Below are 26,781 nucleotides of genomic sequence, written 5' to 3'. Positions count from 1 at the left end.
TCCACTAGGATGGGATTTGCCGATTGAAGGAGGGATGAGTTCGATGCGCTATGATGGCCGTCTTTCGCGCATGCTGCACGTGCTGATCCATATGGCCCGGCATGAAGGAGCTGCCACATCCGAGCTGATCGCCCAGATGCTAAACACCAATCCCGTCGTCGTCCGCCGCACCATGGCGGGCTTGAGGGAACAGGGCTATGTCCGTTCCGAAAAGGGCCATGGAGGGGGCTGGACGCTGAGCCGGAGGCTGGAGGAGATGACGCTTCTCGATGTCTATCGGGCGGTAGGAGAGCCGCCGCTCTTTGCCATAGGTCCGGCTTGCGACAGGCCGGAATGCCTGGTGGAGCAGGCGGTTAACGGCGCTCTTGCCGATGCTTTTGCCGAAGCCGAAAAACTGCTGCTGGAGCGCTTTGCCCATGTGACGTTGGCAGATATAGCCGCCGACTTCGACAGCCGCATGGTGCGGCATCCGGCGCTTGCCGGGCATCCCGGGTCCGCCTGCTCGTCCTGAAATCTTTTCACCAGCTTCGCGCCAGCCGGGCCTGCCATCCTGGTCTCGACGTCATCTGCCGGAAGCGGGTCCCATGCCATTCTTTTCTCAGCCTTTCCGCCGAATCCCCGGCCTCTCCTTCGTGTTTGCCGCGGCTGCCGCCTTGGCTGGCTGCCAGGTGCCTTTCGTGACCGACACGAGCCGCATGAACCCGGATGTCTTCGTTCAGGAGACGGCGCCGGTCTTTTACATCCCTCCTTATGAAGATCCCCCGACAAACCAGCCGCCTCCGATGCCGGGCGGAATTCCGCACAAGCGCCAGCTCTACCCCTCAACCTTCCATCAGACCTATGGCCTGCCGGTATCGAACCCGGTGCATCGAACCATGTATGGGGTGATCCGCGACGAGGGGCACACGCTTCCGGCCATTCCCTATTCGCGCGTCGACGCCCGGTATCTGCGCCAGGAGGTCGAATACCGCAGCAACGAGGCGCCCGGAACGATCGTCGTCGATACCCGCCAGCGTTTCCTTTATCTCGTCCAGCCGGGCGGCAAGGCGATCCGCTACGGTGTCGGTCTCGGAAAGGCCGGCTTCGGCTGGCAAGGCCGCGGCGTGATCGAACGCAAGGCCAAATGGCCGCGCTGGACGCCGCCGCAGGACATGGTCGCGCGTCAGCCGGAACTCCGCCAGTTCGCCGCTTCCGAAGGCGGCGCCGATCCGGGCCTCAACAATCCGCTGGGGGCTCGAGCGCTCTACATCTTCAAGGACGGCAAGGACACGCTCTACCGTGTCCATGGCACGCCCGACTGGCAGTCGGTCGGCAAGGCCACCTCTTCGGGTTGCGTCCGTATGCTCAACCAGGACGTAATCGACCTTTTCGACCGGGTTCCATCAGGCACCCCGATCGTCGTGCTCTGAACTAGTCGGCGTTTGAGTTTGAAGGGAGCGGCCTCGGCCGCTCTTTTCGTTTTTTGATGCCGTGGGTGTGAAATCCCGTGTGGCGGTCGTGAATAGTTGCCCAAATGCAGCAGGCCTATGGTTGCGGCCTCGGCAGGGGATTCGGAACCTTTCGGTCATCCTTCCATTGATTTATGCTTTGTCGTCTGTAGCGTGTTTATCGAACGGTCCTGCCGCACATGATCCTGAAAAAATCCTATTCCCGCCGGAGCTTTCTGTCTCTCCTAAGCGCCGGTGCAGCCTCGACTCTGGCCGGTTGCGCGTCGACGGCGCCCGGACGAGGCGATCCGATCGTCGCCTATCGTGACGGCGGCAGCGTTCGCCGGCCGGAAATCCTTCCTGGCAGCTCGGCCGAACTGGATGCGATGTACGGAACCACGGTTGACGGCGGCTTCGTCATTCCTGCCATTCCCTATCAGCAGATCAATCCCCGCTATTATCGCCAGCGGGTTGTGGATCCGACCGGCGAACGGCCCGGCACCGTGGTCGTGGACACCCCGTCGCGCTTCCTCTATCTGGTCGAGCCCGGCGGTTCTGCCATGCGTTATGGCGTCGGCATCGGCCGCGAGGGCTTTTCCTGGTCCGGCGATGGAGTCATCCAATGGCGGCAGAAATGGCCGAAATGGACGCCGCCGAACGAGATGATCGCCCGCCAGCCGGAACTCGCGAAATATTCGGCGGACAATGGCGGCATGCCGCCGGGGTTGAGCAATCCGCTGGGTGCCCGCGCGCTCTACATCTTCCAGAACGGGCAGGACACACTCTATCGCCTGCACGGCTCCCCCGAATGGAACTCGATCGGCCGGGCGGTCTCTTCCGGCTGCGTGCGCCTGATGAACCAGGACATCATCGACCTCTACGACCGCGTGCCGAACAAGGCTCGCATCGTCGTCTGGCAGTAGGCCCGCCGCTATGTCTCGTGACGGAATAAACGGCTGATTGGGCTCCTCGCGATGCCGGAAATAGATGCAGCCCTCGTCAGGACCCTCGTAGCTCGGCAATTCGCCCAATGGGCAGACCTGCCTGTGCGGGCCGTAGCGGAGGGCGGCTGGGACAACCGCACTTTCCATCTCGGCGACGCCATGTCGGTGCGCCTGCCGAGCGCCGAGCGTTACGTCGCCCAGGTGGAGAAGGAGCATCGCTGGCTTCCCACCTTGGCCTCGCAACTGCCGCTGCCGATCCCTGCACCGCTCGCCATCGGCAGGCCCGACGCGGGCTATCCGTGGCCGTGGTCGATCTATGGATGGATCGAGGGAGATCGTGCGAGCCGCGGTGCGATTTCCGATCTCACGGCGTTTGCCGAAGACCTTGCGGATTTCCTGGTCGCTCTCCGGAGAATAGATGCCTCGGATGGCCCGCTTGCCGGAGCGCATAATTTCCACCGCGGAGGATCGCTTGCCGTTTATGATGGGGAAACCCGGCAGGCGCTTAATGACTTGGCGGATGAACTTGACGTCTCTCTGCTGACAAAAATATGGGAGCGTGCGCTGGGTTCGAGCTGGCGGGAGAAACCCGTCTGGGTCCATGGCGATATCGCCGAGGGCAATCTGCTCGTCCGGGACGGGCGGCTTTCCGCGGTCATCGATTTCGGCAGTTCCGGCGTCGGCGACCCGTCTTCCGATCTGGTGATTGCCTGGACGCTGTTTGACGAGCCGGCCCGCAATGCCTTTCGCGCTCGTGTCGGTCTTGATCGGCAGACATGGGAGAGGGCACGCGGCTGGTGCCTCTGGAAGGCGCTCATCACCATTGCCGAACACCGGCACGAAGATCGCGAGAAGGCCGACACTCACCGCCGCTGGATCGACCGGATCGTGGCCGATCCTCTTGGTGGAATCTGATCCGGATCTATTGTGCCGGCTGGCGCGCCGCTGATAGCAGCGGCACGGCGGCGAGGGATGCGAGCGCCACCACGGCGCCGGCGAGGAAGGTCGAGGCGGAACCCCAGGTTTCCCAAAGCAAGCCTGCCGCGACATTGCCGAGGATCACGGTCAGGCCGGTCGCCAGGTTGAACACGCCGAACGCCGTACCCTTCAGGTTCTGCGGCGCACTGTCGGCAATCAGCGTCGAAAGAATGCCTTGCGAAAATCCCATATGCAGGCCCCAGAGGACGATGCCGGCAAAAAGCATCGGGAGCGTTTGCGCCGTGGCGAGCGCTAGGTCGGCGGCGATGAGGAACACAAGGCTGAGCGCGATCATGCTTCGGCGTCCGATGCGGTCCGAAAGATAGCCGACGGGATAGGCCGTCAGGCCGTAGACCGCGTGCATGACCACCATGGTGACCGGGATCCAGGCGAGCGAGAGACCGGCTTGCTGCGATTTCAGGAGGAGGAAAGCCTCGCTGAAACGGGCAAGCGTCAACAGGCTCGAGACCCCGATGACGATCCAGACGGCGCGGTTGAGGCGCCCCGCATCCCTGAAGCGTGGCATGCCCTTGGAGGAGGAGGGCGGCTGCTCCGGCTCCTTGACGCCGATGATCAGCAGGGCGACCGCCAGGAAAGCCGGGATCGCGGCGATCCAGAAGATGACGATCATGTCGCCATCGGTGGCGAGCATCAATCCGATTGCCGCAAGCGGGCCGACGAACCCGCCCACGGTGTCGAGGGATTTGCGCAGGCCGAAGCTTGCACCGCGGATCTCCGGCGGCGTCACGTCGGCGATTAGCGCGTCGCGCGGCGTGCCGCGGATGCCCTTGCCGACGCGATCGACGGCCTTGGCCACCACGATCCAGCCGATCGAACTCGCGAGCGGAAAGATCGGCTTGGAAAGCGCGCCGAGCCCGTAACCGAGCACGGCAAGCGGTTTTCGCCGTCCGGTCCAGTCCGAGATCATTCCCGAAAACAGCTTTGTGATGGTCGCGATCGCAACCGACAGACCTTCGATAAATCCGATCGCTATGGCCGAGGCGCCAAGGCCCGCGACCAGGTAAAGCGGCAACAGCGTCTGGATCATCTCCGACGAAATATCCATCAGCAGGCTGACCACGCCCAGCACCCAGACCGTGCGGGGGATGGCAATGGATTGCCGAGGAGGCGCCGTGTTGGACATCATCAACAGATCTCTTGAAGCAGCACCGATCCCGTCGGCGGCTTGTCTTGAAAACCAGGACGATGCGCTAGAGGTAGCCTCAGCAGAAATCAAGACATGGAATACAGAGGGATCCAGGCCCTCCGATCACTCCGCGCGGATGTCAGTCCCTGTCGTCCATGCGTTCGCGAAGCGAAATCAATGCATCCCGCAGCGCTGCGGCCTCTTCCAGGCCGCAACCGATCGCCTTGCCGATCGCTTCGGTCACGTCCAGTGCCTTCAGCCTGAGGTCGGAACCCTTTTCGGTAAGGGAAATTCTCACCAGCCGCTCGTCGTCCCGATCTCGCTTTCGCAAGACGAGGCCACTCTGCTCCAGTCGCTTGAGGAGCGGCGAGAGCGTCCCGGAATCGAGCCCCAGACGGTCGCCGATCGCCTTCACCGGCTGGTCGTCGTCCTCCCACAGCGCGATCATCACGAGATATTGCGGATAGGTGAGGCCGAGCGGCTCAAGCAAAGGCTTATAGGTGCGCGTGAAGGCGTGAGCTGCCCCATAGATGGCAAAACAGAGCTGGGTATCGAGCTTGATCTCGAATCCCTGAGAAGCGGCGGCTGACACTTTCTCCTTCATCGGTCCTGACTTCACGCTTTCGTGCTCTATGTTTTTCTCGACCGCATAATCGCAGGCTTGACGGGAATTTGCAATGCGCGTAATTAGATTGCGCGCAATTGAATTGCGAACGAATTACTATAAAGGGAGTATGTAGCATGCCTATTCTTTACACGACCAAGGGCTCCGCCACCGGTGGCCGAGCAGGCCACGGCGCTTCCGAAAATGGCGTCCTGGATGTGACCTTGACGGTTCCGAAAGAGCTGGGCGGCGATGGCGCCACCGGCACCAATCCGGAACAGCTCTTTGCAGTCGGTTATTCCGCTTGCTTCCTCGGGGCTTTGAAGGCCGTGGCCGGCAAGGAAAAGGTTAAGATTCCGGACGATGCCAAAGTGACGGCAACGGTCGGCATCGGCCCGCGTGACGATGGCACCGGCTTCGGCATTGAGGTATCGCTGCTGGTCGACATTCCGGGCGTCGAGAAGTCGGTGGCCGAAGACCTCGTCGCCAAGGCGCATATCGTTTGCCCCTATAGCCACGCGATGCGCACCTCGACGGAAGTTCCGGTCTCCGTCGCCTGATCCGACCAGTTTTTTTTAGGAAGAGCCGGCCTTCGCGCCGGCTTTTTCGTTATTTGACCGCCACCAGCGTCCTGCGCAGCCCTTCCGAGCCACCGTCTCCGAGTTCGGCATCGACTTCCGCATGCACCCTCTTCCAGATCGGCAGGGCGGCGGACAACATGCTCATGCCGTCTGCCGTTAGTCTCAGCAGCTTGCCGCGCCGGTCCTTCGGATCGTTTTCGGTCTTCACCAAACCGCGCCTTTCCAGCACCTTCAAGGCCGCCGTCAGCGTCGTGCGATCCATCGAAAGCACGCTTGCGACCTGGCCCATGGTTGCCGGCTGCGGCCGGTTGAGCGCCATCATCAGCGAAAATTGCCCATTTGTAAGTCCGATGGGTTTCATGGCTACGTCGAAACGACGCGCCAGCGCTCGCGCGGCGCGCTGCACGTGAAGGCAGAGGCACGTGTCGCGGACAAGCAGCGTGGTGGAAAAAGGAATCAGTTCGATAGTTTCGGTGTTTGACAGCATAGGTTTAATATGTTGATATCAACGTAAATTGTCAATCAGAAGGAGGCTGAAATGGACGTGACCGCATCGCCTAAAAATCCCATTGTATCCCGAGAGGAATGGCTGGAAGCGCGCCGCAAGCTGCTTGCGTTGGAAAAGGAAGAAACCCGCTTGCGCGACAAGGTGCGAGCGGCCCGCCAGACGCTCCCTTGGGTCAAAATGGACAAGAACTACATCTTCGATACCCCGGCGGGTAAAAAGAGCCTTGCCGATCTCTTCGACGGTCGTAGCCAGCTTCTCATTTACCACTTTATGCTCGGCCCGGATTGGGATGCCGGCTGCCCCGGCTGCTCCTTCCTGTCGGACCACATCGACGGAGCTTTGCCGCACCTGAACAATCACGACGTCACCTGGGTCTCCGTCTCCCGCGCTCCGCTCGACAAGATCGAGGCTTACAAGAAGCGCATGGGTTGGAAATTTCCGTGGGTCTCGTCCTTCGGCAACGATTTTAATTTCGATTTCCACGTCTCCTTCACCAAGGAAGACCTGGCGAAGGAGAAGGTCTATTATAATTTCTCGGCCATCCCGCCGGAGCAGGCGCATGACGAACTGCCGGGTCTTTCGGCATTCTACAAGAACGAGAAGGGCGAGATCTTCCATACCTATTCGAGCTACGCCCGCGGCGGCGAAGAACTGATCGGAACGCTGATGATCCTCGACCGCGCCCCCTTCGGCCGCAACGAGGGTTCGACAATGGATTTCGTCAAACGGCATGACGAATATGAACCGGCCCCGAAGGCGGAAGCTTCATCCTGTTGCCATTAACTGGCGTCATCATCAGTGATCACAGGGAGGAAAGATCATGGGCATGGAAATGGCCAAACCCCAGGCGGAGCACGGCTTTCTCGAAAAGCTCGTGGGAACCTGGGACGTCACCTCGTCCAGCATGGGTAACGACGAGACCTGGACGGAAGTCGTCCGCTCGCTGAACGGCATCTGGTTCGTCGCGGAAGGCAATGGCGAGATGCCGGGCGGCGGCGGGCCGGCGACGACCGTTCTTACATTGGGATACGATCCGGCCCGGGGCAAATATGTCGGCAGCTGGATCGGCAGCATGATGAACTACATGTGGGTTTATGAAGGTGACGTCTCCGATGACGGCACGACCCTCAATCTCTACACGACCGGCCCGGATTTCGCCGAGCCCGGCAAGATCGGCGAATATCGCGAGCAGATCGTCTTCACCGATCGCGACAACCGCATCTTCAATTCCAGCGTCAAGCAGCCGGACGGCACCTGGAAGCAGTTCATGGAAGCCCGATACGCACGCAAGGGCTGATGCCGGCGCTTAATGACACCGCGTCGGTAGACGCACTAACCGTTTGAGGAGAGGACAATGTTGCAGTCCGTTTCTGGGTCGCGTTCGCAGACCCATGGCAAATTCATCTGGTGCGAACTGATGACGCCAGATACCGACGCATCCGGCAGGTTCTATTCGTCGGTGATCGGCTGGAAGGTGAAGCCGGTCGAAATGCCGGACCTCGAATTTCCCTATTTCCTGTTCGAGATGGGCGAGGGCGACAACTGCCCGGGCGTCGGCGGCATGATGAATTTCCCGCCTGAACTTGAGGGAAAGATCCCGCCGAACTGGACCGGTTATGTCGCGGTCGACGATTGCGACCAGACCGCCAAGGATTTCACCGCCAACGGCGGTCAGGTGCAGCGCGAGCCGGAAGATATCCCGGGTATCGGCCGTTTTGCCGTCGTTGCCGATCCCCATGGCGCCGTCATCTGCATCATGAAGCCGTTTCCGATGGAAAACCCGCCGCAGGAACTGGCACCGGAGGCTGTCGGAAATGTCGGCTGGCGTGAACTTTATGCCGGCGACGGCAACCAGGCCTTCGACTTCTATTCGAAAGTCTTCGGCTGGACGCTCGACCACGACATGGATATGGGGCCGATGGGCGTCTACAAGATCTTCGCCCATAACGGGACGCCGATCGGCGGCATGATGACGCGGCCGGAAAGCGTGCCCATGCCCTGCTGGTGCTACTATTTCAATGTGGAAGCGATCGATGCCGCGGCCTCGCGCGTCACCTTGGGCGGCGGACAGGTTGTCAATGGTCCGATGGAGGTTCCCGGCGGCAGCTGGATCATCCAGTGCATCGATCCCCAGGGCGCCTTCTTCTGCCTCGTGGCACCCAGGCGCTGAGATAGATTGGCCGCCTATTGGACGGGCCTCCGCCTTATGGCGGAGCTCTAGCCTATCCGCCGTCGGCGTTCTGCAGAAGGACGGATGGGAAGGTTCATCGCCGTGAGCTTGCGTAGATAGTCCTGCTGCTATAAGCGGCAGGCTATCAAGCGCAAATTCCGGTTTCGGGGACACACGGCCATGGCAGGCGATGACGACGACTACGTCTATGACGAGGTGACGGGCGAATGGCGCCCGGCGTCCGAAATAGCTGCGGCCGCGCAGGCGGCGGCGGAAGTCCGCGACGCTTCGGGAAACCTCCTCAAGGACGGCGATTCCGTCACCCTCATCAAGGACCTGAAGGTCAAGGGCGCGGGGCAAACCCTGAAGCAGGGCACGGTCATCCGGTCGATCCGCCTCACCGACAATCCGGAAGAGATCGACTGCCGCTACGACGCCATCAAGGGCCTCGTCCTGCGAACGGAATTCGTCCGCAAGCGGTAAACGCCGCTGTTTCCAGAAACTCATTGCTTGGGAAGCTGAGAACTGGCCGGCTCCGGCTTGTTCGCTTCCGGCGCGGTTCGTTGATCTGTCGGCGGCTGCCAGACTTCCTGCTGCCGTTCGCCGCGGATCGACCAATAGAACAGCCTGAGCTTGCGGCTCTGCGGCCGGTTCGGGAAGTCTCGTCATAGGCCTTGTTGAGAACGGACGGGTTGAACACGACCTTCTGCACCAGGATCTCGAAGACATGGGATTTGCAACAAGATTCGATCGCAGTTGTATCCCTTGCCTCTACCGCTTCAAGCTCCCCAAAATCCCGCGCACCAGTGCCCGGCCGAGCTGGGTGGCGACCGTGCGGGTGACGCTTTTCATGGCCGCCTCGACCAGCGTCTCGCGCTGGTAGCCGGAGCGGCGCGGCTGGGCGCGGCTCTGGTCGTCGTCCTTGTCGGTGCCAAAGCCCGGCAGCGTCCAGCCGGTCGTTTCGCCGGAGCCTGCGGGCGGGGAGGGGGCGAGTTCGTCCTGGGCCTTTTTCGCGGCGGCCGCATCGGCAGCCACCTTGGCGCGGGCAGTGAGCATTTCGAAGGCGGATTCGCGATCCAGGGTCTCGTCATAGAGGCCGAGCACGGGGCTCTTGTCCATGACCAGCTGGCGCTCCTGGTCGCTGATCGGCCCGATGCGCCCGGAAGGGGGACGGATCAGCGTGCGCTCCACCATGGAGGGAGCGCCCTTGCCCTCGAGCGTCGAGACCAGCGCTTCGCCGGTGCCGAGATTGGTGATCGCCGTGGCGCAGTCGAAGGCCGGATTGGGCCTGAAGGTATCCGCCGCCGTCTTCACCGCCTTCTGTTCGCGCGGCGTGTAGGCACGTAACGCGTGCTGCACCCGGTTGCCCAGTTGCGCAAGCACCGTCTCCGGCACATCCAGCGGGTTCTGGGTGACGAAATAGACGCCGACGCCCTTAGAGCGAATCAAACGGACAACCTGCTCGACGCGTTCGACAAGTACCTTGGGCGCGTCGTTGAAGAGCAGATGCGCCTCGTCGAAGAAGAAGACCAGCTTCGGCTTTTCCGGATCGCCCACTTCCGGCAGTTCCTCGAAAAGCTCGGAAAGCAGCCACAGCAGGAAGGTCGCGTAGAGCCTCGGGTTCATCATCAGCTTGTCGGCGGCAAGCACCGAGATCTGGCCATAGCCGTTGTTCGGGTTTACCCGCATCACATCGGTGATCTTGAGCGCCGGTTCGCCGAAGAAGTGTTCGGCGCCTTGCTGTTCAAGCACCAGCAGGCTTCGCTGGATCGATGCGACGGAAGCCTTGGAGATAAGGCCGAACTGACCGGACAATTCGGAGGCGTTTTCTGCCAGGTAGTTCAGGAGCGACGAAAAATCCTTGAGGTCAAGCAGCGGCAGGCCCGCCTTGTCGGCGATCTTGAAGGCGATGTTAATGACGCCTTCCTGCGGCTCGGATGCATCCATCAGCCGGGAAAGGAGAAGGGGCCCCATTTCGGCAATCGTGGTGCGCACCCGGTGGCCCTTTTCGCCGAAGAGATCCCAGAAGATCACCGGGAACTGTTCGAACTCGTAATCCGCAAAACCGATCTGCTCGGCTCGCTTCAGGAGGAAATCCTTAGGCTCGCCCTTGGCGGCGATACCGGAAAGATCGCCCTTGATGTCGGCTGCAAAGACCGGAACGCCGGCCTTCGAAAAACCCTCAGCCAGGATTTGCAGGGTGACGGTCTTGCCGGTGCCCGTGGCGCCGGTCACCAGCCCGTGACGGTTGCCGAATTTCAGTTCTAGATGTTCCGCCTTGTTGAGCGAATCGTCCGGATTGCGGCTGCCGCCGATGAAGAGCTTTCCCGTTTCGTCCATGCAACTATGCGCTCCCTCGCCGCGTTGTTCGCCAGCTGTTTATAGGATGCGCCGCGGCGGCGGGCAACGGGAACTCGTCCGCCAAACGAGGGCGCGGGAGGCTGCAGACATGAGCATCAGCGAATCCATGGCTTCGACCGAAAAGGCGCTGCGCGCCGGAAGCTCCTCACGGTCAGTCGACGGGAGGGGCAGGGAGGCCGAGACGCCCGGCGATATTCCGGCCCGCGGCCTGAAGGACGTTTTCTGGCGCCTTTACGCGGCGATCGGCGAAGACCGGGTGATGCTGATTGCCGCCGGTGTCACTTACTATCTCCTGCTGGCCCTCTTTCCGGCAGCCAGCGCTCTCGTATCCATCTACGGTTTCGTCTCCGATCCGGCGGCGATCGCCGACAGGATCTCATTCCTGAGCTCGGTCATGCCCGCGGACGCGCTGAATATCTTCCTCGACCAGCTCCGTGCCTTGACCTCGGAGCGCAACACGACGCTGTCGATCGCGCTGATCGGCGGTTTGGCATTGGCGCTCTGGAGCGCCAATGCCGGCATGAAGGCGCTCTTCGAGGCGATGAACGTCGCCTATGCGGAGCAGGAAAAGCGCAGCCTCGTCCGGCTCAACCTCATCTCGCTGCTCTTCACGCTCGGCGCGCTGGTTCTCACCATCATCGTACTGAGTGCCATGGGCGGCGTGCCAGCACTTCTCAGCTATCTCTGGCTCGATCAATGGACGGAGATCATCATCCGCCTGGCCCGCTGGCCGATCATGATGTTGTTCGTGGCCGGCGGCATCATGGTTCTTTACCGCTTCGGCCCGAGCCGCGAGCCGGCCAAATTGAGGTGGCTGACCTGGGGTGCGGCATTTGCGACCCTCGCTTGGCTGCTGGGCTCCATTGCCGTTTCCTATTATCTGGCGAATATTGCCGACTACAACGCGACCTACGGTACGCTTGGCGCGCTGATCGGCTTCATGGTCTGGACATGGGTTTCGGTCATCATCGTCATCGTCGGAGCCGAGATCAATGCGGAGCTGGAGCATCAGACCGCCCGCGATTCGACCACTGGTCCGCCCGAGCCCATGGGAACACGCGGCGCCTATATGGCGGATACCGTGGGCGAACCGGCGAGCGACGCGTGAGATCGGTCCGGCGGCCTGTTGGCTTCGGCCGGGACTCTGTGTATTACCTTGACGTGAACGTCAAAACCTGAGGAGAGATTGATGAACGAACTGGTTTCCCGCGTGGCCGAGAATGTCGGCATTGCCCCCGATGTCGCTGAAAAGGCGATCGGCATGATGCTGGGTTTCCTGCAGCGCGAGGCCGATGACGGCGCGGTTGCGAAGATGATCGAAGCGATCCCCGGCGCGCCGGAACTCGTCGCCAAGTTTAACGGCGAAGGCGCCGGCGGCGGTGGTCTGCTGGGCGGCCTGATGGCAAGCTTCGGCGGCGGCGTCATGGCGCTCGGCCAGCAATTGATGAGCCAGGGCCTTGGCATGGGCGAGATCACGGGGCTCGCCAAGGAGACCATGGCTGTCGCCCGCGAGCACGCCGGCGACGAGGTGGTCGACACGGTCGTCGCTTCCGTTCCGGGCCTTTCCCAGTTCGTCTGAGGCAGATGGGCGACTGCCCGGCAGGCCATTGACTTCTGGCGGTTTAAGGCCCATTTCAGGCGCAAAGCGATGCCCGTCCGGGCGTCGCTCTTTCAAAGGACAAACAGAGATGAACCCCGACAGTCGAAGTTCGACGTCAACATACCGACCCGTTTTTTCGGGGCTCTGATCCTTCTCGTCAAGGATACGCGCTCCGGAGGGACCGATGGTCCAAAAAGGAGCCGTCATGCTGCGTATCCATGCCTACGACCTTGATCGCCTTGTTCCGGTCGCTTCCGTTCCCGTTGTGGCGCCGACTCCCGTCGCAATCGGTGCGCCCGCGTCCGATCTGCCGGCCGAAGTGCAGCCGGCCCCCGTCTGGTACGATCTCGTCAATCCCACGAGAGAAGAAGAGCGCACCGTCGGCGAGATCCTCGGCATCGCCGTGCCGACCATGGACGAGATGGAGGATATCGAGCTTTCCGCCCGCCTCTACCAGGAGGACGGCGCCGAGTTCATGACCATGACGGTGCTGATCAGGCCGGATGCCGGCACACCGCGAAAGGTGCCCGTCACCTTCATCGTCAAGGGCCAGGTTCTCATCACGGTCCGCCATTCCGAGCCGCGCCCTTTCGACGCGTTCATGGCGCGTGCCCGCAAGCCGAACGGAACCGGGCTCCACTGCAACAACGGCGAACTCATCATGACCGGGCTGATCGAGGCAATCATCGACCGCATGGCCGATACGCTGGAGCGGCTCGGCACCGAGATCGACCAGATTTCGCAGGAGGTCTTCAGCGCCAAGGCGACCAAGGCCAACAAGAAGACCCGCGACCTGCAGGACCTGATGCGCGAGGTCGGACAGAAGGGCGAGTTCATCACCGTCGTCAGGGAAAGCCTCGTCAGCGTTTCGCGCGCCGTCGCCTATTACGCGGCGCTCGACGGCGTCGACCGCAAGCTTTCCAAGGAACTGCGCCAGCGGCTGAAACTGCTGCAGCGGGATGCGACCTCGCTCGGCGATCACTCCGCCTTCCTGTCCGGCAAGATCAATTTCCTGCTCGATGCGACGCTCGGGCTGATCAATCTCGAGCAGAACCAGATCATCAAGATCTTCTCGGTCGCCTCGGTGGTCTTCCTGCCGCCGACGCTGGTCGCCTCGATCTACGGCATGAACTTCGCCTATCAGCCGGAACTGCAATGGCACTACGGCTACCATCTGGCAATCGTCGCCATGGTGGTCTCCATGGCGCTGCCCTATCTCTATTTCAAGCGGAGAGGGTGGCTCTGACCGGCTTTTGCGGAACGGGGAGAGCGTCGACCGCCAGCGACGTGGCGGCCGGACGAAACAAATGTCCGGCCGTGATTGCCGCTTCTTGATCTCCTCATCCGCCGGCCTATGTCGCTTCTGGCTGGGACATCTGCAGATCCGTTTCCCCGACAGCGAAGGACGAGACCATGCCCACTTTGAGCAACGGCAGTGAGCTTGAGATATGGGAAGACACCGACAACCAGAGCCCGGACGCGATCCTCTTCAACATCACTGAAACCGATGGTGACGTGCTCGGACCGGTCGGCGCCCGCACGGATTTCCCCTACGGCTGGGTCGATCTCGCCTCCGTTGACGTGTTCGAAGGCTTCTTTACCGTCACGACCTTCACCAATGACGGCCGAACGGAGCTCTTCACGACGCTCGAAACCTTCGTCTTCGACAACGAGGGCAATTTCATCCGGGCTCTCTCGGCCCAGGCCGCCTATCTTTCGACCGAGGTCATTTCGGTCACCGCGGCCAGCCCGGACGACATCACGGTGACCTGGCTAGGCGCCAACGAATATTATGGCGGCCAGAACACCCAGTATGGTGAGCACCAGATCATTCTGGAAGGCGGCGCGATCGAGCCCGACACCTTCGTCAACCATGCACCGACCGTCAACGACATGGACTTTCAGCTTTCGCCGGGCGAAACCCTGATCGACGTCCGCTTCAGTGCTTCGGATATCGACTATGATCTCCTGACTTTCGTCGTCGTGGATGGTCCTGATCACGGTACGCTGGAGCAGGAGACGCAATTCGACGAAGGGTATTATCCCTTCCCGCAGGGCAGTTATGGCGGCAGCCTGCATCATCATTTCGTCTATCTGAACGGTAATGTCTTCGATTATACGCCGGCCGCCGGCTTCATCGGCACCGACAGCTTCACCGTCTATGCCACCGATGGCCAGGGCAACAGCAATCTGGCGACCATCACGATCACGATCGAACCGCCCGCCGAAGAGATCACGCTCACCGATGCCAGAAATGTCTTCAGCTATGACGCCAGCGATCATCCGGTGCTGCTTGCGGCACTCGGCGGCGACGACCGGATCACTGGCAGCCGGTTCGGCGATCTGCTCGATGGCGGCGCAGGCAACGATCGCTTGCACGGCGGCGCGGGCAACGACGAGGTCGTCGGAGGCGGGGGCCGGGATCACCTCTACGGCGACGCCGGCGATGATGTCCTCGCCGGCGGTGCCGGCCGTGATGTGCTCGTCGGCGGGGAGGGACGCGATACCTTCTTCTTCGATGGCGCGCTGCAGCCGGAAAATCGCGACCGGATAGAAGACTTCCTCTCCGCCGACGATGTGTTCAGTCTGGCGGGTTCGGTTTTCGGCGGAGCCGCACCGGGCGCACTCGACGCTGATGCCTTCGTGGAGGGCAGGCGCGCCTTGGACGAGGGCGACCGGATCATCTACGACGCCTGCTCCGGTCGTCTCCTGTTCGACGCTGACGGCTCCGGCGACGGAGCGGCGGTCATCTTTGCTGCCGTCAACCGCGGCACGGCGGTTGCCGCGGAGGACTTCTATTTCGTTTGAGGATGCATACCGTCTCCTTCGCGCGAGGGAGATGGTACGCTCACTTATCCCATTCCGGCGCGAGATGCCCCGGATTGACGATGCGGCCGTTCGGGCGGGCGAGGCCGTGGATCGCTTCCATCTCGTCCAGCGACAGGGCGAAATCGAACACGTCGAAGTTTTCGGCCAGGCGGGAAACGGTGGCGGTCTTCGAAAGAGCGATCACGTCCTTCTGCTGGATCGCCCAGCGCAACACCACCTGCGCGGCCGTCTTCCCGTGCTTGGCGCCGATATCCTTCAAAAGCGCGTCACTTGGCACCTTGCCGTCTGCCATCAGGTAATAGGCGGTCAGAGACATGCCATGCTTGCGCGCCTCGCTCAGCACCTTCGCCTGGCTCAGATACGGATGGTACTCCACCTGGTTGGTGGCGATCGGCGCATCTGAAAGCTTCACGGCCTCGGCCATCAGCGGGGTCGAGAAGTTGGAAACGCCGATATTCTTCACCTTGCCGGCTTTGACGAGGTCATTCAGTGCGCCGATGCGGTCGGCAAGCGGCATCTCGCTTTGCGGCCAGTGGAGGAGAAGCAGATCGACATGGTCGGTCTTCAGCTTCCGAAGGCTTTCGTCGACCGAAGCGATGAAGGCGTTGTGCCCCACCTTGTCGACCCACACCTTGGTGGTGAGAAAGATGTCGGCGCGCGGAATTCCGGACTTGGCGATGACCTCGCCGACGGAGGTTTCGTTGCCGTAGATTTGCGCCGTATCGACATGGCGAAAGCCGAGCTTCAGGGCTTCCGGCAACACGCGGAAAACGTCTTCGTCGGGCATGCGGAAGGTGCCAAAGCCAAGGGCTGGAATATTGGCGCCGTTGGCGCTGACTGTGAACATCTGGAACTCCTGTGGGAAGCCCGACATGCGCCGGGCCTGAAACGAAAGGCCCGTATTAAATGGACCGATTTTCTGCCGGATCAACCTCCGTTCTTTCGGATATCACCCCGCAATCGGTGGGTTGAGGCGGGCAAAACCTTCTTGCCGGCGATAGGGGAAATGCGGATAGGGAACCGTCACCGTGCTCGCCGCATCGAGCTTTTCGACCTGCTCTTTCGTCAGCGACCAGCCGACGGCCCCGAGATTCTGGCGAAGCTGCTCCTCGTTGCGGGCGCCGATGATGACGGAAGAGACGGTCGGACGGCTGACGAGCCAGTTGATCGCCACCTGCGGCACGGATTTCTCCGTTTCGGTAGCCACCTCTTCCAGCGCGTCGACAACGCGGTAAAGCAATTCTTCGTCCACGGGCGGGCCGAAATCCGCGGTCTCGTGCAGACGGCTGCCGGCCGGGATCGGCTTGTTTCTGCTGATCTTGCCGGTGAGCCGCCCCCAGCCGAGCGGGCTCCAGACGAGCGCGCCGAGCCCCTGGTCCTGGCCAAGCGGCATCAGATCCCATTCGTAGTCGCGGCCGACCAGCGAATAATAGACCTGGTTCGCCACATAGCGGGTCTGACCATGTTTTTCGGCGGCGGCGAGCGACTTCATGATCTGCCAGCCGGAGAAGTTTGAGACGCCGATATAGCGCAGCTTTCCGTCCTTCACGAACTGATCGAGCGTCGAAACCACTTCCTCGACCGGCGTGGAGGCGTCGAAGGCGTGCAGTTGGAAGATGTCGATATGATCGGTATCGAGCCGCTTCAATGCGGCCTCGACGGAAGCGATCAGGCGGGAGCGGGAGGAGCCCCAGTCGTTCGGCCCGTCGCTGGTCGGCAGGCTGGCCTTGGTGGAGATCAGCACCTGGTCTCGCCGGCCCTTGATCGCCTGCCCGAGCACCTCTTCCGAAGCGCCGTTCGAATAGACGTCCGCCGTGTCGAACAGGTTGACGCCGGCTTCAAGGCAGATATCGACGAGGCGGCGGGCTTCTGTCACATCGGTCGTGCCCCAATGGCTGAAGAGGGGGCCGGCGCCGCCGAAGGTGCCGGCTCCGAAACTCAAGACCGGCACCTGGAGGCCGGATGCACCGAGATTACGATATTCCATGGCTTCTATCCTTGTTGAAGTTCTATTCGGCGGGGCAGGCAAGCGCGGCAGCGGGCGTATCGGTGTTCTGGCGGTCCAGCCGGATGGCAATCAGCGCCACGGCCAGAGCCGCAAGCGGGACAAGCCCGGCAATGAGAGTGACAAAACCGAGGCCGGGGCCGTCATCGATCACCGCGCCGCCGAGCCAGGCGCCGATCGCGTTGCCCAGATTGAAGGCTGCGATATTGAAGGAGGAGGCGAGCCCCTGGCCGGCGCCTTCGGCCTTCTGAAGCACCCAGATCTGCAGAGGCGAGACTGTGGCGAAGGCTGCAGCGCCGAACAGACCGATGGCGATGACGGCAAATACCGGCTGGTGGATCGCCGCAGTCATGGCGATTAGGACGGCGGAGAGCGCGACGAGGCTCGCAACGATCGTCGGCACGAGATACCGGTCCGCGAAACGGCCGCCGAGGAGATTGCCGATGACCAGTCCGCCGCCGAAGACGAGCAGGATCGGCGAGACGGCGGCTTCGGAAAAGCCGGTGATCCCGGTCAGGATCGGCGCGATATAGGTGAAGCCCGCAAAAACGCCGACCCAGGAGAGCACGGTGGTCAGCAGGCCGAGGATGACGGAGCGGCGGCCGAGCACGGCCAGCACGCTCTGTGAAGCCTCTTGCCTGTCCTCGGAGGGCTTGTCCTTCGGAACGAGAAGCGCGATGACTGCGAGCGCGACAATGCCGATTGCGGTCACGGCAAAAAAGGTCGAGCGCCAGCCATAGGCCTGACCGAGCAGGTGCCGAAGGGCACGCCGAGGACGTTTGCGACCGTCAGGCCCGTGAACATGACGGCGATGGCGGAGGCTTGCCTGCCCGGAGCAACAAGGCTGGTGGCGACGACAGAGCCGACGCCGAAGAAGGAGGCATGGGCGAATGCGGTCAGGACACGCGCGGCCATCAGCGTCCAGTAGTCGGGTGCGAGCGCGCAGGCGAGATTGCCGATGGTGAACACCATCATTAGGCTCACCAGCAGGGTTTTCTGCGACCACCTACCGGCGAGCGCGCCGAGAATGGGCGCACCGACCACGACGCCGAGCGCGTAGCCGGAAATTAGCAAGCCGGCGGCGGAGATCGACACGCCGAGGTCGCTGCTGACGTCGATCAGCAGGCCCATGATGACGAATTCGGTGACCCCGATGCCGAAGGCACCGGCCGTCAACGCGTAGAGAGCGAGAGGCATTGGCTTGGATCCTCGTCCTTGGGAGAAAGGAGTTGATGGTCATTGGCCCCCGGATGACCAGGAGGCCTTCTGCACTGCAATATCGTCACCTAGGACTTGCCTGTGTAGCCGCACAAGCGGATAATCATTTGTGAATTTAAGTCACAGGCGATGAGCAATGGACAACCGTGCCGGCGAAATGGAAGTCTTCGCGCTCGCCGCGGAGCTGAAAAGCTTTTCCGCTGCCGGGCGCAAGCTGAAGCTCTCGCCGTCGGCGGTGAGCAAGCTCGTGACGCGTCTCGAAAACCGTCTCGGAACGCGTCTTGTGGTTCGCTCAACCCGCCTGCTGCAGCTCACGCCGGAAGGCGAAACGTATCTGGCGCGCGCGCAGCGCATCCTTGCAGAGATCGCCGATACCGAAGAGGTCGTGGCCGGCGGCGGGCGGATGCTGCCGCGCGGGCCGCTTTCCATCAATGCCTCGGTCGGCTTCGGGGAAAGATACGTCCTTCCGCTGGCGGACGAATTCCTGCAGCTCTTTCCGGAGGTGCAGCTCGATATCACGCTGACCGACGATGTCGTCGACCTGATTCGCGAGCGGGTGGATATCGCGATCCGCCACGGAACGTTGCGCGATTCGGCCCTGGTGGCCAGAAAGCTCGGCGAAAGCCGGCAGGTGGTAATGGCTTCGCCCAGCTACCTTCAAAGGCACGGCACGCCGGAAACGCCGGCCGATCTTTCCCGCCACAATTGCATCAACTTCAATTTCCGCCGCGCGGTGGAGGGCTGGCCGTTTCGTGATCCGCAAACCGGGCGGCGTGATATCCGCCCCGTCTCGGGAAGCCTGAAGGCCAGCAGTGGCTCCATCATCCGGCAGTTCTGCCTTGCCGGCCTCGGCATCGGGCGTGTCGGTCGTTTCCATGTGGAGCCGGATATCCAGGCGGGGCGCCTTATTCCGGTCCTTGAGGATTTCAACCCGGAGGATATAGAGGAAATCCACGCCGTTTACGCGGGCCACGAGCATCTGGCGGTGCGTATCCGCGCCTATATCGATTTCCTGGCGGCGCGTCTTTGATCACGCACTGTGTCCCAATCGCCTCATTCCTGCCATGGTTTGGCCGATTTTCTTGGGATATCCGGTGGGCTCAGGAGAATCTGACCATGTCCGAACAACTCAACGAAATCCTCGACCGTCTCCGCGCCGAAGTCAGCGCCGCTTCCGCCGAGCGGCCGCATCTCAGCATCCCCATGGAAGACCTGAGGTTGCTGGTCCAAACCTTTGAAATGCTGCATTCGGAGCGGGAGGAGCTGCGCCGCAAGGTGATTCAGCACGACGATGTGATGGAAGCCGTGACGACCTTCATCGAGGCCTATCGGCAGAAATACAGCAATTATTCGAGCGGGGGCGTGCGCCCCAGTGCGGTTCTCCGGCGCGAGGTCCGGATGATCTGGGCCGCCATGCACGGCCATGCGGTTGCGACCGACAGCAGCTTCTGACGTCTATCGCCGGCAACGCTATGCCCTGTTCTTGGCTTCCAGGCCTCCGACGAGCGGAGGCCGCCAGCTTTCCTTGCTGACGCCGACAGGTGGCGAGCCCCAGGTATTACCATGCGTATCCCGCTGTTTCTTGAAGAAACGCACGATCAGTCGGTGCAGCATATCCATGTTGGGCAGGATGCCGTGGAAGCCGGCGAATTGGGTGGCGGCCCGATCGGTCAATTCCCAATAGCCGTAATCGTGCGGGCGAACGCAGACCAACCGCTCCAGTGGAAGGAAATGCGGAATGGCGCCGTCATAGGGCACGGTGCCGTCGCCCGTCCGGCGCCGAATTCCGTCATCCGCATTGCCCCACTTGTTGTCCCGGTCGCTGCTCCTGAACTCGAATTCCGGATGCCCCTGGCGTTGCGCGATCTTCAGCGCGACGCGGGTGTCTGCATCGACGCCGACAACGCAAAGCCAGTCCTCCTCTGAAAGCGAGGTATCGTCGAGTTTGAACCCGGCAAGCGCCTGACGGGTCGCTTTCGCGTCGTCGAGCAGGGCCTTGAAAAGCGTCCGTGCCTGTTGCTGCCGGTCCGCCTGCCTCAGCCCGCGCAGACGAATGTATTCCGCGATCGTTTCCGTGATGGAGGGTTGCCAGACGGCGGGGTCGAAGAGGGTTTTCGGCAGCGACGCATCTTCGATTGTCATGGCGTCTGGAAGATCCGGCAGGAGATGATAGAGCGATGGCGTCATGCGCGCCGCCTCCCGCTCGCGAGAACTTGGCGGCGAGGTGCCGAGATTTGCCGTTCCCGTCGCAATCTTGATCACGGCTTCGAAGGAGCCGCGATAGGGAGTTGCGAGCGTCACCACCTTCGCCACCTTCTTCGCGCTTCCGAATCTCCGCAGATAATTGGTGATCACCAGCCCGCCCATGGAATGGCCGACAAGATTGACCTTGGGATCGGCCCCGTAGTTTTTCTTGTCGTAGTGGCGCATCAGCAAGGTGCGTGCGATCACCTCGTCGATCATCCGGCCGAGCTGTTCGGCCGTATCGTCGAGCGGTTGCCGCCAGTCGTATGAAAAGGGATAGACCGGCACCGGTTCGGTCTCCCTCGCTCTCAGATTGTAGCGCAGCTCCTCGAGGAGTTCCCGGTAGCAGATCTCGAAGAGCTGGCCGCCTCGCACCAGCGCCGGTTCGGTCGCCTCGAAGCGCAGGTTGTCCGGATGCAGAGCGGACCGGTCGTAATCCTTATTGATTACCGACCAGACCTTGTCGGGCGGCAGCGTATAGTGATCCTCGAGATAGGTTGCGGTGATTCCGGGAACGACGATCACCGGGTAAGACAGTCCATCGAGCATCGAAGTCACCTTGCGCCGCTTTGCCGACAAATGACGGCCAATACAACTACGGCAAGTTCTCCTGCGTCAAGACAACCTTTTGGGTGGACCTGCCCGGTTCAATCCCGGTCCGGCGCGCCTAGCGGAAATAGCTGCCGGTAGGGCCGCGCTTCGTCCACCGCCCGCGCAAATGAGGGACGAGCAAGCAGGCGCGAACGATAGGCCCGCACATTGGCGAAGCGGTCGGCAATCTCATGCGTCCAGTCAGCGTAGAAGAGGAAGGGTGCTGCCGCGCAGTCGGCCAGGCTGAACCGGTCGCATGCCGCCCACTCGCGTCCCGCCATGCGCTGGTCGAGCCAGCCATAGGCCGCATCCAGCATGTCGCGCGCTTCCTGCACGCCGTAGGCATCGCGCTTATCTTCCGGCCTGATGGCATTAAAGACGATCCGCTGCTGTGGTGTTGAAATATAGTTGTCAAAGAACCGGTCGAGCATCCGCACCTCCAGCGCCTGATCGACGTCGTCCGGAATCAGCTTCACCGGTCCGGGATAGTGAACTCCCAGATATTCGATGATGATCGTCGCCTCGAAGACAGGTTTTCCGTCGTCTACCAGAACTGGAAAGCGTTTTACCGGCCACATTGCGGTGAGTTCCTGATAGGCGGAAGGATCCTCAGGTCCCAACATGCGGGCGTCGAAAGCGGTGCCGTTTTCGTAAACCGCCGTCAGAACCTTCTGGCAGTAGGACGAGAACGGATGAAAATAGAGAACTGGACGCATTTTGCGGCCTCCCAAACCGATTGCACTGTAAAACCGGTATCTGAATAACCTAACCGGTTCGACAATGCAACCGGTTATGCGTGTTCGCGAATCGGGGTCTGGGCGTGAAGCGCCTTGATTTCCTCCGCCACCAGTTCCTGCAGGCGCCAGAGGTTACGGTCGTAGATGCCGAACTCGGCAAGATGCACGACGGTATTGTAGAGGTATTCCGCGCAAGACCCGCGGTGCCCGCAGGCACGGGCGAGAACCGGCGCAACATCGTGAAGCGGCAGGCGCGGGCGAATGAGCCGCTGGCTGTTGCCGCCGACCCAGAAGGTCAGCGCCCGCACGGTGTCACCCTCCTCGGTCCTGACCGGCAGCCAACGCATCGAGGTGAGGCTGTCGCGATTGCTGACCTCGCGGCGCAGCGCTTTTTCGATCTGCATCCGCTTTTCGTTGCCGGCCACCCGGTAGATCACGCCGTCGCAGCGCCCGCCGCGTGAAAGCACCATCATCAGTCCCGGTTGCGTGGGCGAGCCGCGGCCGCGCTCGATCCTGAGCGAGAAGGAACGGTGCCAGCCGAATGCGGTTGCCCGCCGCGAGGCGATGGAATCGAAGCCCGGCTTCCAGATCAGTGAACCATAGGCGAAGATCCACAATGGCCCGTCGCCGACTTCCTGCGTCAGGCGATCCGTCAGCGAGGCATAATCCTCCTCGGTCATCGGCTGCCAGGAGGGCGGAGGGCCTGGGTCGGTCTCATCGCGAAAGCAGAGATCGACCAGTTCCTGCGTGAGCGACATCCTGCGGATCTTCGGCATGGTTCCAGACAGTTTAGCGGGACGGAAGCTGCAACGGTGCAGTTGCTGCCGTCCCGAGTCAATCCGTTTTGCCGCGCTGCCGCATCACCGCCAAGATGTTCTGCTGTAAAGGTCACGGATTATTTCCGACTGAAAGATGCCGAAATAATATCGTCACGGAGGATGATCATGGACATGATCCCAGACGCCGGCCTCGACGAGATCCAGGTCAAACACAGATGGCTCGATCTTGCCGGTATGAAAATTTTCTATCGGGAAGCGGGAAGGGTAGGTGCTCCCGTTCTGCTTCTGCCGCACGGTTATCCCTGTTCGTCGTATGAATTCCGTGCGTTGATGCCCCGGCTTGCCGACCGATGGCACCTCATCGCGCCGGATTTTCCTGGCAGTGGCTATACCGACACGCCGGACGGCTTCCGTTACGATTTCGACGGTTTCGCCGATTTCTTGGACACCTTCACCCAGAAACTCGGCCTGCAGAGATTCGCCCTCTATCTCCATGATTTCGGTTCGCAGATCGGTCTTCGCCTGGCCATCAAGAAACCGCACCGCATCGCGGCGCTGGTCATCCAGAACGGCGATATCTACGAGGATGTTCTCGGTCCGAAATACGAAGGCCTCCAGGAGTATTGGCGCAATCCCACGGCGGAAGCGAGGCAGAAGATCGCCGACGCGGTGAGCGAGGAAGGGTTCAGGGAGGAATTCCTGAACGAGGTGCGGCCGGAACTTGCCGAGCGCATCTCGCCCGACCTCTGGAAACTGCATTGGTCGCTGATGGACGAACGGCGGCGCAAGATTGCCATCGACGTCATCGCCAAGCTTCGCGAGAACGTCGAATGGTTTCCCCGTTACCAGCAGTATCTGCGCGATCACCAGCCTCCGACGCTGATCGTCTGGGGGCCGCAGGACGGCTACATGCCGGAAAAATCCGGCCGGGCCTATCTGCGCGATCTGCCGAAGGCGGAACTGCACCTGCTCGATGGCGGCCACTGGCTGCTGGAGACCAACCTCGACGAAGTCGTGCCGCTGATCCGCGGCTTCCTCAGCCGGTTCCATACCGCCTGAAATCTGTCCATTCCCGGAGAAGTGGAGTTCCCGAACTGATGCGTTGGCTTTTTATTGCGGTGTTGTTGATCCTGATCGGGTGTGTTTTGAGTATCGTCTGGATGAACGACCCCGGCCAATGGCCTCAGGGCGACAGTCGGCTCGATGCTCCCGACCCTTCCCATGCCAATCTGTTGCGGGGCGCGCCTTCGCCGCGCGATCCGTAAGGAAGGCCGGCAGAGTTCGCATCTGCCCCGATCCTATGACCACCCTGCCGGCCGGTGCAGCCTTTTCCGCAGGAAAGCGGATGTGCGGTAAGTCATGCCGGCGGGGCGTTCCGGGTCGGCCATGTCGGATTCTGCCATAAGCTCTTCGGCCGGCGTGAGTTCGCGCATCGGGACCGGGCGCAGGCCGCGGCCCTTCTCGCGATTGAGCAGGTCGATGACGCGGAGGATCGACCCATTCGCCTGCTCACGGCCGTTCTGTACATCTTCCCTTGAGCAGCCGAGATGTTCGGCGAGCAGCGCATCGCGTTCCTCGGCAATTTTTTGGCGGAGCTCCGGCTGGTCCTCCCTGGCCTCCAGGATGAGGTCGCATTCGGTATCGTAACCCATAGAGCGATTGTTGAGATTGGCTGAGCCAATTTTGAGGACGCGGTCATCCGCGATCATCAGTTTTGCATGGACATAGATCGGCGTGCCGGCCTCGTTGACGGGATAAAGTATACGGAACTTCTTGCCGCAATCGGCGTCCTGGACGAGTTTCATGAGGCGTATCCGGGCTGAATCCATCGCCTTGGATTCCAGCCAGCCCTCCGCTCCGGCCGGATTGACAAGCACGATTTCCGGCCCGTCCGGTTCGCTGAGGCGCTTGGCCATGGCTTCTGCAACGCGGCGGGAAGCAAAATATTGGCTCTCGACATAAAGGGTCTTTTCAGCTGCCGCGATGATCGCAAGTGTTGCATTTTCTATTTCGGTGACCTGCTTGCGCTCGAGATATTCAGGCGCGGTGCGGGCTATCCCCACGTCGATATTCTCGTATTCGACAACAAGATCTTCCGGCCACGAGTCGCTTTCCACCACGTGCCGTTCGAGCGTTTCTCCGGTTGCCATCTTCCAGCGTTCGCGGGCAAGCTCTCCAAGGGCCGCCGCCAGCGGTCCCGAACAACAGCTCGTCGCGTCGTGCCAGGGCGCTTCCGCAAATCCCATCGGAGAACGCCGGGCCGGATCGTCCTCGCGATGGTCCTGCGTATCCCAGCGACCGGCCGTCATATCGATGCCGCCGCAGAAGGCAAGGCGATCGTCGACGACCAGCAGCTTCATATGATGGGCCGACGTCAGTGGATGGGCGCCATCGAGCTTCAGATGGATGCGGTCGTTGAAAAGCCAGCGAAGGATGTAGAAGGGCGTTTCGCCACGCGTCAGCGAAGCCAGAAGGCCGACGTCCCATTTGAGAATCCGGATGTCGATCCTGTCGTTCTTCCTGGCGAGCGCGTTGAGGAAGCGTCCGAGCTTGTCCGGCCGCTGCGCATCTTTTCTTCCGGGCTCCAGCCGGATGCGCGTGTCGAAATCCCAGCCGATCAGGTAGATCGACCGCTTCGCCTTGAGCATCGCCTGCTTGGCATAGTGAAAGAAATCGGCTGCGTCGATGATGACCGAAAGCCGTTCGGCGCGGGCAATCCGCCAGCAACTTTCACCTTCTACCAACAAGGAGGTCATGTCCAGCCGGTTCCGTTCCTGCCGCTTCCGCCCGGAGGGTGTTTGCCCGGCGCGCGGCGGAGCGGGAACGCGTCACCAGCTCCCAGGTTCCCTGTCCCGTCCGCCCTCAAGATCGCATGATTTTTTGTGATGCTTCCATTCGCTGCGGTGCTGGCTATCAAAAAAGCATTGTGAGTTCAACGAACTGACATGGACGCCAGGGCGTTCGGCTCTGGCAGGTCGACAAATTTCTCCTTGACGTTCCGGATGGCTGAGGCCTTCACTCGGCTCGCAATTCGAAGAACCTCAAGGAGAATGCCAATGGCCGTCGATACATCCGCCCGCACCACCACCTGGACCTTTGTGGACGGCGAGTGGCTCGAGGGCAATCCGAAGCTCGTGGGCCCAACGTCGCATGCCATGTGGCTCGGTTCGACGGTTTTCGACGGCGCCCGGTGGTTCGACGGCATCGCGCCGGACCTCGATCTGCATTGCCAGCGCGTCAATCGTTCGGCGAAGAATATGGGCATGAAACCGGTGATGCAGGCCGAGGAAATCGAGGCGCTCGCCTGGGAAGGGGTGAAGAAGTTCGACGGCAGGACCGCGATCTACATCAAGCCGATGTATTGGAGCGAGCATGGCATGCCGTTCAGCGTCGTCACGGCCGACCCGGAATCGACCCGTTTCGCGCTCTGCCTCTTCGAGGCGCCGATGCACACCGCAAAACCCTCCTCGCTCACCGTTTCGCCCTATCGCCGCCCCAGCCCGGAAGTGGCGATGACCGCCGCCAAGACCGGCAGCCTTTACCCCAACAGCGGCCGCATGATCCTGGACGCCCGCAACCGCGGCTTCGACAATGCGCTTGCCCGCGACATGAACGGCAATGTCGCCGAAACCGCCTCGTCGAACATCTTCATGGTCAAGGATGGGGTGGTGATGACGCCGGTCGCAAACGGCACCTTCCTTGCCGGCATCACCCGTTCGCGCGTCATCGGGCTGTTGCGGAAGGCAGGCTTCGACGTCCGTGAGACGACGCTGACCGTCGAGGACTTTACGGACGCCGACGAGATCTTCACCTCCGGCAACTATTCCAAGATCGTTCCGGTCAACCGGTTCGAAGATCGCCAGCTGCAGGAAGGCCCGGTCGCCCGCAAGGCGCTGGAGGTCTACATGGACTGGGCGCGTTCCACGACGGGCGACGACGTCTGAGGAAGGACGGCGACGGATCGAGAGAGCGTCGGCGTACGTCAGCGCATCTTCTATGATCTGTCCGCGTCAGCCTGAGCGCCACGGCCGATCGATGCGGCGGCTCGGACCTTCGGC

General features: G+C 61.7%; 28 protein-coding genes and 1 pseudogene. 18 read left to right on the top strand and 11 right to left on the bottom strand.

The features are described 5' to 3' along the window. Positions 1-43: 43 nt before the first annotated feature. The 4 genes from EDE05_RS13815 to EDE05_RS13800 all read left to right on the top strand — a co-directional run bounded on the left by EDE05_RS13815 (position 44) and on the right by EDE05_RS13800 (position 3,286). On the top strand, positions 44-511 hold the full coding sequence (locus tag EDE05_RS13815) for an Rrf2 family transcriptional regulator (protein ID WP_112802899.1): 468 nt from the start codon (positions 44-46) through the stop codon (positions 509-511). Positions 512-695: 184 nt separating this feature from the next. Beyond that, a complete protein-coding gene (locus EDE05_RS13810; RefSeq protein WP_245505130.1) occupies positions 696-1,409 on the top strand; it encodes a L,D-transpeptidase in 714 nt (237 codons plus the stop codon). 218 nt (positions 1,410-1,627) lie between these two features. Then, on the top strand, positions 1,628-2,350 hold the full coding sequence (locus EDE05_RS13805) for a L,D-transpeptidase (protein ID WP_132410520.1): 723 nt from the start codon (positions 1,628-1,630) through the stop codon (positions 2,348-2,350). A gap of 51 nt (positions 2,351-2,401) precedes the next feature. After that, positions 2,402-3,286, top strand: coding sequence for an aminoglycoside phosphotransferase family protein (locus tag EDE05_RS13800; RefSeq protein WP_134101519.1), 885 nt, complete (start codon positions 2,402-2,404; stop codon positions 3,284-3,286). Between the two features lie 7 nt (positions 3,287-3,293). Here the strand turns inward: EDE05_RS13800 and EDE05_RS13795 are convergent, their stop codons facing one another. Both EDE05_RS13795 and EDE05_RS13790 read right to left on the bottom strand, forming a co-directional pair. Beyond that, positions 3,294-4,496 (bottom strand): MFS transporter, encoded by a 1,203-nt coding sequence (locus tag EDE05_RS13795; RefSeq protein ID WP_134101516.1) that lies wholly within the window; start codon positions 4,494-4,496, stop codon positions 3,294-3,296. 139 nt (positions 4,497-4,635) lie between these two features. Further along, positions 4,636-5,100 carry a MarR family transcriptional regulator gene (locus EDE05_RS13790; protein WP_112802646.1) on the bottom strand — a complete coding sequence of 155 codons (465 nt, stop codon included), beginning with the start codon at positions 5,098-5,100 and terminating at the stop codon, positions 4,636-4,638. A 137-nt stretch (positions 5,101-5,237) separates the two neighbouring features. On the opposite strand from EDE05_RS13790, the gene EDE05_RS13785 reads away from it, so the two are divergent. After that, positions 5,238-5,660: an organic hydroperoxide resistance protein gene (locus tag EDE05_RS13785; RefSeq protein ID WP_105371767.1), complete on the top strand. Its 423-nt coding sequence runs from the start codon at positions 5,238-5,240 to the stop codon at positions 5,658-5,660. 49 nt (positions 5,661-5,709) lie between these two features. Here the strand turns inward: EDE05_RS13785 and EDE05_RS13780 are convergent, their stop codons facing one another. After that, complete coding sequence (locus EDE05_RS13780; RefSeq protein WP_166675462.1) at positions 5,710-6,165, bottom strand: MarR family transcriptional regulator; 456 nt, start codon at positions 6,163-6,165, stop codon at positions 5,710-5,712. A gap of 54 nt (positions 6,166-6,219) precedes the next feature. Here EDE05_RS13780 and EDE05_RS13775 point away from each other — a divergent pair, with 54 nt between their 5' ends. The 4 genes from EDE05_RS13775 (at position 6,220) to EDE05_RS13760 (ending at position 8,842) form a co-directional block, all read left to right on the top strand. Continuing rightward, complete coding sequence (locus EDE05_RS13775) at positions 6,220-6,972, top strand: thioredoxin family protein (protein ID WP_132410530.1); 753 nt, start codon at positions 6,220-6,222, stop codon at positions 6,970-6,972. A 43-nt stretch (positions 6,973-7,015) separates the two neighbouring features. Next, a complete protein-coding gene (locus EDE05_RS13770) occupies positions 7,016-7,486 on the top strand; it encodes a DUF1579 domain-containing protein (protein WP_132410726.1) in 471 nt (156 codons plus the stop codon). 57 nt (positions 7,487-7,543) lie between these two features. Beyond that, the gene (locus tag EDE05_RS13765; RefSeq protein WP_134101510.1) at positions 7,544-8,359 is read left to right on the top strand and encodes a VOC family protein; all 816 of its coding nucleotides are present in this window, start codon (positions 7,544-7,546) and stop codon (positions 8,357-8,359) included. Between the two features lie 180 nt (positions 8,360-8,539). Further along, positions 8,540-8,842 (top strand): alkylphosphonate utilization protein, encoded by a 303-nt coding sequence (locus tag EDE05_RS13760; protein ID WP_132410534.1) that lies wholly within the window; start codon positions 8,540-8,542, stop codon positions 8,840-8,842. Between the two features lie 288 nt (positions 8,843-9,130). On the opposite strand, the gene EDE05_RS13755 is transcribed toward EDE05_RS13760, so the two are convergent. After that, positions 9,131-10,699: a helicase HerA-like C-terminal domain-containing protein gene (locus EDE05_RS13755; RefSeq protein WP_132410536.1), complete on the bottom strand. Its 1,569-nt coding sequence runs from the start codon at positions 10,697-10,699 to the stop codon at positions 9,131-9,133. A gap of 127 nt (positions 10,700-10,826) precedes the next feature. Here EDE05_RS13755 and EDE05_RS13750 point away from each other — a divergent pair, with 127 nt between their 5' ends. The 4 genes from EDE05_RS13750 (at position 10,827) to EDE05_RS13735 (ending at position 15,128) form a co-directional block, all read left to right on the top strand. After that, on the top strand, positions 10,827-11,828 hold the full coding sequence (locus EDE05_RS13750) for a YihY/virulence factor BrkB family protein (protein WP_245519909.1): 1,002 nt from the start codon (positions 10,827-10,829) through the stop codon (positions 11,826-11,828). 81 nt (positions 11,829-11,909) lie between these two features. Further along, positions 11,910-12,299, top strand: coding sequence for a hypothetical protein (locus EDE05_RS13745; RefSeq protein WP_105371760.1), 390 nt, complete (start codon positions 11,910-11,912; stop codon positions 12,297-12,299). Positions 12,300-12,504: 205 nt separating this feature from the next. Continuing rightward, on the top strand, positions 12,505-13,566 hold the full coding sequence (locus EDE05_RS13740; protein WP_245519908.1) for a magnesium transporter CorA family protein: 1,062 nt from the start codon (positions 12,505-12,507) through the stop codon (positions 13,564-13,566). Between the two features lie 167 nt (positions 13,567-13,733). Further along, complete coding sequence (locus tag EDE05_RS13735) at positions 13,734-15,128, top strand: Ig-like domain-containing protein (protein WP_134101505.1); 1,395 nt, start codon at positions 13,734-13,736, stop codon at positions 15,126-15,128. Positions 15,129-15,168: 40 nt separating this feature from the next. On the opposite strand, the gene EDE05_RS13730 is transcribed toward EDE05_RS13735, so the two are convergent. From EDE05_RS13730 to EDE05_RS13720, 3 genes and pseudogenes are all read right to left on the bottom strand, one after another. Then, positions 15,169-15,996 carry an aldo/keto reductase gene (locus EDE05_RS13730; RefSeq protein WP_134101502.1) on the bottom strand — a complete coding sequence of 276 codons (828 nt, stop codon included), beginning with the start codon at positions 15,994-15,996 and terminating at the stop codon, positions 15,169-15,171. A gap of 102 nt (positions 15,997-16,098) precedes the next feature. Then, complete coding sequence (locus EDE05_RS13725) at positions 16,099-17,136, bottom strand: aldo/keto reductase (RefSeq protein ID WP_134101499.1); 1,038 nt, start codon at positions 17,134-17,136, stop codon at positions 16,099-16,101. Positions 17,137-17,158: 22 nt separating this feature from the next. Further along, positions 17,159-18,351, bottom strand: a pseudogene (locus tag EDE05_RS13720) (MFS transporter). 157 nt (positions 18,352-18,508) lie between these two features. Here EDE05_RS13720 and EDE05_RS13715 point away from each other — a divergent pair. Beyond that, positions 18,509-19,402 (top strand): LysR family transcriptional regulator, encoded by an 894-nt coding sequence (locus EDE05_RS13715; RefSeq protein ID WP_112802670.1) that lies wholly within the window; start codon positions 18,509-18,511, stop codon positions 19,400-19,402. A gap of 86 nt (positions 19,403-19,488) precedes the next feature. Beyond that, positions 19,489-19,824: a hypothetical protein gene (locus tag EDE05_RS13710; protein ID WP_134101496.1), complete on the top strand. Its 336-nt coding sequence runs from the start codon at positions 19,489-19,491 to the stop codon at positions 19,822-19,824. An 18-nt stretch (positions 19,825-19,842) separates the two neighbouring features. Here EDE05_RS13710 and EDE05_RS13705 read toward each other — a convergent pair whose 3' ends face one another. From EDE05_RS13705 to EDE05_RS13695, 3 genes are all read right to left on the bottom strand, one after another. Then, complete coding sequence (locus EDE05_RS13705; protein ID WP_134101492.1) at positions 19,843-21,165, bottom strand: alpha/beta fold hydrolase; 1,323 nt, start codon at positions 21,163-21,165, stop codon at positions 19,843-19,845. 98 nt (positions 21,166-21,263) lie between these two features. Beyond that, complete coding sequence (locus EDE05_RS13700; RefSeq protein ID WP_134101489.1) at positions 21,264-21,923, bottom strand: glutathione S-transferase family protein; 660 nt, start codon at positions 21,921-21,923, stop codon at positions 21,264-21,266. 74 nt (positions 21,924-21,997) lie between these two features. Further along, complete coding sequence (locus EDE05_RS13695; protein ID WP_134101486.1) at positions 21,998-22,720, bottom strand: gamma-glutamylcyclotransferase; 723 nt, start codon at positions 22,718-22,720, stop codon at positions 21,998-22,000. 174 nt (positions 22,721-22,894) lie between these two features. Between EDE05_RS13695 and EDE05_RS13690 the strand changes: the two genes are divergently transcribed. Both EDE05_RS13690 and EDE05_RS26830 read left to right on the top strand, forming a co-directional pair. Then, complete coding sequence (locus tag EDE05_RS13690) at positions 22,895-23,782, top strand: alpha/beta hydrolase (protein ID WP_134101632.1); 888 nt, start codon at positions 22,895-22,897, stop codon at positions 23,780-23,782. A gap of 38 nt (positions 23,783-23,820) precedes the next feature. Next, the gene (locus EDE05_RS26830) at positions 23,821-23,988 is read left to right on the top strand and encodes a hypothetical protein (protein WP_165924158.1); all 168 of its coding nucleotides are present in this window, start codon (positions 23,821-23,823) and stop codon (positions 23,986-23,988) included. Positions 23,989-24,021: 33 nt separating this feature from the next. Here EDE05_RS26830 and EDE05_RS13685 read toward each other — a convergent pair whose 3' ends face one another. Next, positions 24,022-25,479 (bottom strand): phospholipase D-like domain-containing protein, encoded by a 1,458-nt coding sequence (locus EDE05_RS13685; protein WP_134101483.1) that lies wholly within the window; start codon positions 25,477-25,479, stop codon positions 24,022-24,024. Between the two features lie 300 nt (positions 25,480-25,779). On the opposite strand from EDE05_RS13685, the gene EDE05_RS13680 reads away from it, so the two are divergent. Beyond that, positions 25,780-26,667: a branched-chain amino acid aminotransferase gene (locus tag EDE05_RS13680; protein ID WP_112802683.1), complete on the top strand. Its 888-nt coding sequence runs from the start codon at positions 25,780-25,782 to the stop codon at positions 26,665-26,667. The last annotated feature ends 114 nt before the right edge of the window (positions 26,668-26,781 follow it).

It is taken from the genome of Neorhizobium sp. R1-B, from assembly GCF_004368875.1.
GTDB classification, from domain to species: Bacteria; Pseudomonadota; Alphaproteobacteria; order Rhizobiales; family Rhizobiaceae; genus Neorhizobium; species Neorhizobium huautlense.
This window is presented reverse-complemented; position numbering and strand designations above follow the sequence as displayed.